Source organism: Pseudomonas sp. GW460-12-10-14-TSB1 (assembly GCF_017349775.1).
Taxonomy (GTDB): domain Bacteria; phylum Pseudomonadota; class Gammaproteobacteria; order Pseudomonadales; family Pseudomonadaceae; genus Aquipseudomonas; species Aquipseudomonas piscium.
The window spans coordinates 1-313 of record NZ_JACNAC010000026.1 but is presented as its reverse complement, the minus strand read 5'-3'; the positions used below and the strand labels follow the sequence as shown (position 1 = coordinate 313).

The following is a 313-nucleotide window of genomic DNA, read 5'->3' as shown; positions in this document are numbered from 1 at the left end:
GTGCCACGCCAAAGGCCCGGATCAGCGATGATCCGGGCCTTTTTCATGGCCGTCCCCGATGGGTTTCCGGCCGCCCCGCGGGGGCGCGGATGGGTCGCTGCCGGGGCCGCCTGACACTCGTCGCCGTGGCCATTGGCCCGGATTTATCCATGCATGACTTCCAGTTCCGGTCGCGAGGCCTGGCGTGGGGCGGGCTGGTTTCCCGCCGGCGTGCGCACACCGATCACTTGCAGCACCTGGGGCGGGCAGGCGTTCGGCAGCAGCTACAACAGCGGATGACGCGTGGCTGGGTTGAGCTGGAAGGGGAGCGAGG

Annotated in this window: 1 protein-coding gene; it reads left to right on the top strand. The window is 69.3% G+C overall.

The window, feature by feature from the left end; translation table 11 throughout:
• Positions 1 to 153 precede the first annotated feature (153 nt).
• Positions 154 to 279 carry a hypothetical protein gene (locus J4D52_RS30540; RefSeq protein WP_256581540.1) on the top strand — a complete coding sequence of 42 codons (126 nt, stop codon included), beginning with the start codon at positions 154 to 156 and terminating at the stop codon, positions 277 to 279.
• The last annotated feature ends 34 nt before the right edge of the window (positions 280 to 313 follow it).

What these genes read in the sequence shown, in the direction of transcription:
- J4D52_RS30540 (WP_256581540.1), top strand. Translation starts at nt 154, where the DNA reads ATGACTTCCAGTTCCGGTCGCGAGGCCTGGCGTGGGGCGGGCTGGTTT.